The 3,656-nt window shown below is 70.8% G+C and carries 5 protein-coding genes and 1 pseudogene; 2 read left to right on the top strand and 4 right to left on the bottom strand.

Features of this window, described 5'->3' with window-relative positions:
- On the bottom strand, positions 1 to 608 hold a 608-nt coding region (locus VIR15_RS20095), incomplete at its 3' end, for a solute carrier family 23 protein (RefSeq protein ID WP_331931072.1).
- Between the two features lie 93 nt (positions 609 to 701).
- On the opposite strand from VIR15_RS20095, the gene VIR15_RS20090 reads away from it, so the two are divergent.
- Positions 702 to 950, top strand: coding sequence for a DUF2530 domain-containing protein (locus VIR15_RS20090; RefSeq protein WP_331931070.1), 249 nt, complete (start codon positions 702 to 704; stop codon positions 948 to 950).
- A 28-nt stretch (positions 951 to 978) separates the two neighbouring features.
- Here VIR15_RS20090 and VIR15_RS20085 read toward each other — a convergent pair whose 3' ends face one another.
- The 3 genes from VIR15_RS20085 to VIR15_RS20075 form a co-directional block, all read right to left on the bottom strand.
- The gene (locus VIR15_RS20085) at positions 979 to 1,920 is read right to left on the bottom strand and encodes a DUF3027 domain-containing protein (protein ID WP_331931068.1); all 942 of its coding nucleotides are present in this window, start codon (positions 1,918 to 1,920) and stop codon (positions 979 to 981) included.
- Positions 1,921 to 1,924: 4 nt separating this feature from the next.
- Positions 1,925 to 2,320 carry a cold-shock protein gene (locus VIR15_RS20080; protein WP_324145379.1) on the bottom strand — a complete coding sequence of 132 codons (396 nt, stop codon included), beginning with the start codon at positions 2,318 to 2,320 and terminating at the stop codon, positions 1,925 to 1,927.
- Between the two features lie 88 nt (positions 2,321 to 2,408).
- A complete protein-coding gene (locus VIR15_RS20075) occupies positions 2,409 to 3,362 on the bottom strand; it encodes an aldose 1-epimerase family protein (protein WP_331931064.1) in 954 nt (317 codons plus the stop codon).
- A 35-nt stretch (positions 3,363 to 3,397) separates the two neighbouring features.
- Here VIR15_RS20075 and VIR15_RS20070 point away from each other — a divergent pair.
- Positions 3,398 to 3,656 (top strand): annotated as a pseudogene (locus VIR15_RS20070) (helicase-associated domain-containing protein); the annotation flags it as partial.

Raw genomic sequence — 3,656 nt, 5'->3', positions numbered from 1 at the left:
TTGAGGCTGCCGCCGATGCCGAGCTCGCTCGGGACCGAGCCCGGTGACGTCGGGCGGCGCGCGAAGCCGGCGTCGATGACACCGATGAAGGCGATGAACAGGCCGATGCCGACCGAGATCGCAACCTTGAGCGGCGCCGGGATCGCGTGGAAGACGGCCGTGCGGAAGCCGGTCAGCACGAGGACGAGGATGATGATGCCCTCGATGACGACCAGGCCCATGAGGTCGGCGAAGGTGATGCCTTCCGCCGCATGGGTGAAGACCATGCCCGCGATGAGGCCGTTGATCCCGAGACCGGCCGCGAGCGCGATCGGGAAGTTCGCGAAGAGCCCCATCAGGATCGACGTGATCCCGGCGATGACGGCCGTACCCACCGCGACGAGCAGCTTGCTCTGCTCGAGGTCGGAGACGCCGCCGATCAGGAGTCCGGAGCCGTCCGTCGCGCCGGACAGGATGATCGGGTTGAGGACCACGATGTAGACCATCGTGAAGAAGGTGACGAATCCGCCTCGGACTTCGCGGGCAACGGTCGACCCGCGCTCGGTGATCCTGAAGAAGCCGTCGAGTCGTCCGGTCACTGCCGGACGCTGGGTGGTTTCGGTCGACATGGCGGGCAGCCTAGTGGTGCGCCGGCCGTCCTGAGCCGTTGGTCCGAGGCGGACTGCGTCAGATCACCAAGCGGATCACCTAGGCTGGCCCACGTGACCGACCAGACCCCTCCCCGCAAGCCCGGGGAGCCCCTCGAGCCGGTCCACGTCCCCATGCTCAAGATCGTGGAGGCCGGAATCGTCGCGTGGGCGCTGGCGCTCGTCGTCACCCTCGTCGTGCCGGTCCTGCATGAGGGTGACCGCGACTGGTGGCCGTGGACGTGCGTCGCCGGCATGGGCCTGGGCGCCATTGGCTGGGTATACCTGCGTCGCGGCCGCGGCAACGCCCAGGACGCCGCCTGACGGCAGATCGGGCCGTATGCCGCTGAGCTCAGTCCCGCTCGCCGGTGTCCTCAGCGGTGCCCTCGGCAGTGTCCTCGGAAGTCTCCTCGCCGGTGCCCTCGACAGCCGTCGCCCCCTCGATCGAGTGGACAACTTCCGGGGCCGGCTCTCCCGCACCTTCCGGGGTCGGGTCAGCAGGAGGTTCCACATCGGGGTCGACCGGAAGGACCTGCTCCACGTCGACCGCGAGCTCGTCGACGATCGGCTCACCGATGGGCGTCGGCTCGGGCTGCTCGATGTCGGTCTCCGAGTGGGCACCGCATCCGTGGTCGAGCGAGACGACCCGTCCATCGGACGGGCTCCACTCGTTGGCGCAGACGCCGAAGACGGCCCGCAGCGCGCCGGCCATCGGCACGAAGTAGCCGCACGTCGAGCAGCGAGCGGTCGCCTTGAGGGCGATCTCCGCCTTCGGGCCACTCTCACCGTCGTACCACCGCTTGGCGGCGGCGTCCCGCCCTTCGGGGGACAAGACCCTGCGTCGGCCCAGGCCCAGCTCGAAGAAGGCCATCCGGTCGACGTCCTCGTCGCCCGTCGCCTCGAAGCCCGCCTCGAGATTGGGGTCATCCGGCCGTCGCGGCAGTACGTCCCCGGGACCCAGGTCGCCGGGCGCGAGCCGGTCGGCATAGGGTAGCCACTCAGGCGCGAGGACAGCATCAGGTCCTGGCAGCAGGTTCGTCTCGCAGACGGTGGCCGTCTTGGCCCGCGGGACGCGCGCCACGCTGACCCCCCACCGCCAGCCGTGGTATCCGGGCGAGAGGCACTGGAACCAGTGCATCGCGAGGCGCTCCCCGAGCATCTCCATCCCGGCGTGGGCACCGATGGTGCCCGGCTCGGCGACCTCCTCGAGGGCGGCCCGGGCGAGGTCGACGGCGGCGAGGAGCACCGCGTCCTGCTTGGCCGCGTCCCGTTTGGGCGTGAGTGTGGGAACCATGTCGTCAGCCCTCGAGCTGGTCGGCGACCTTGCGGAGGGCCTGGGCCACCTTGGAGCCGAAGTCCTTGTCGGGGTAGCGGCCCCTGCGCAGGCCGTTGCTCACCTCGTCGAGGACCTGCATGGCGTCCTCGACGATGACGACCATCTCGTCGGCCGGCTTGCGGTCGCGCTCGCGGCGCTTGCTGACCAGCGATGGGGCCGGGTCGAGGACGCGCACCTGCAGCGCCTGTGCTCCCTTGCGGCCCTGGACGACGCCGAACTCGACGCGCGTCCCCTTCTTCAGGGTCGTGACGCCCTCGGGCAGGGCGTTGGCGTGCAGGAACACGTCGGCGCCATCATCTTCCGCGATGAAGCCGAAGCCCTTGTCGGCGTCGAAAAACCTGACCTTGCCAGTCGGCACAGTCCACCTCGTTGCTCGTCTGATCGGCGCCCACCAGTGGCCGCGCCCGCCAAGCCTATCTGCTGGTCGCCCAACCCCGATCGTGCGTTCAGCCGGGTGAGATCCCCCACGTGCCGGTCCACTCGTCGCCCGGCGCGAGCGTGATGAGCGAGTCTCCGGAGTTGAAGGCATCAGCCGGGCACGTCATCGGCTCCACGGCGATCCCCGGCTCGCCGAGACCCTTCTCGACCGCACCGGTGAAAACCTGGACCCACGGGAACGCCGCGTCCGCCCACAGCACGATGCGGCCGGCGGACTCGGTCACGACCTCGCAACGCCACATCCCGTCGTCATCGCGAACGAGGTCGGTGAAGGCGGTGTCCAACCGGGTGTCGCCGAGCGGCCTGCGCGACCGGAGGTCCAGCCCGCTGCCCTCGACACCCACGCGCCGGGTCGGCACGAGGCGGTCATCGACCTCGAGCCACGTCGAGGCAGGCACCTGGACCTGGACCTCGGGCAGCGACGTGGACCCGGTCGCCAGGTAGGGATGGGCCCCGTAGCCGAACGGTGCCGCCGTCCGACCGACGTTGCGCGCAGCGGTCGTCACGACGAGGCCGCTGTCGTCCAGGACGTAGGTCGTCCGCAGGTCGAGGGGGTGCTCCCAGCCGGGCTGCGGGTAGAGCCGGTAGCCCACCGTGACCGACTCCGACTCGTGCTCGATCAGCTCCCAGACCGCCCAGCGGACCAGCCCGTGACTTGCGTGGCCGCGCGCGACCTCGGTGATGGGCAGCTGCAGCTCCGTGCCCTCCCAGGTGTACCTGCCGTCCCGGATGCGGTTCGGCCACGGCATCAGCTGCTGGCCGCGACCGCTCCGCGGGGACTCGTCGGCGCCGTAACCGGCGACGAGAGGCGACCCCTGCCGCGTCAGGCTACGCAGGCCTCCGCCCACCTCGACGACCGTCGCCTCGAAGGGGCCATGTCCGATCGTCCACTGCTGCCCGGTGGGTGCGGCCGACGCCGCCGCGAAAGACGGCCGGGCGGGCTCCGGGAAGAGAGCGCTCATGGCTCCACGCTAGTGGAGCCGCATAGGTTGGGTGGGTGCCCATCAACAGCCCAGAGGTCCGGGCGATCCGCAGCCTGGCCGACGACATCCGGGGGCGCGACGACCGGCAGCTCGTGGCGCTGGTCCTCGCACGCCCCGATCTCGCTCGTCCAGCGCCTGCGGACCTGACCAGCCTCGCCGCCCGCGCCTCGACGAGGGCCAGCGTGCAGCGGGCCGTCGACGCGCTCGACGCGGGCCGCCTGCAGGTCCTCGAGGCGCTCGTCGTGGCTGGCGACACGGGCGACTCGGCGGAGA

It is taken from the genome of Intrasporangium sp., from assembly GCF_036566125.1.
Taxonomy (GTDB): Bacteria; Actinomycetota; Actinomycetes; order Actinomycetales; family Dermatophilaceae; genus Intrasporangium.
This window is presented reverse-complemented; position numbering and strand designations above follow the sequence as displayed.

Excerpts from the sequence above, each read along its gene's own strand:
- VIR15_RS20085 (WP_331931068.1), bottom strand. The coding sequence starts at position 1,920 with ATGGTTCCCACACTCACGCCCAAACGGGACGCGGCCAAGCAGGACGCG.
- VIR15_RS20075 (WP_331931064.1), bottom strand. The coding sequence starts at position 3,362 with ATGAGCGCTCTCTTCCCGGAGCCCGCCCGGCCGTCTTTCGCGGCGGCG.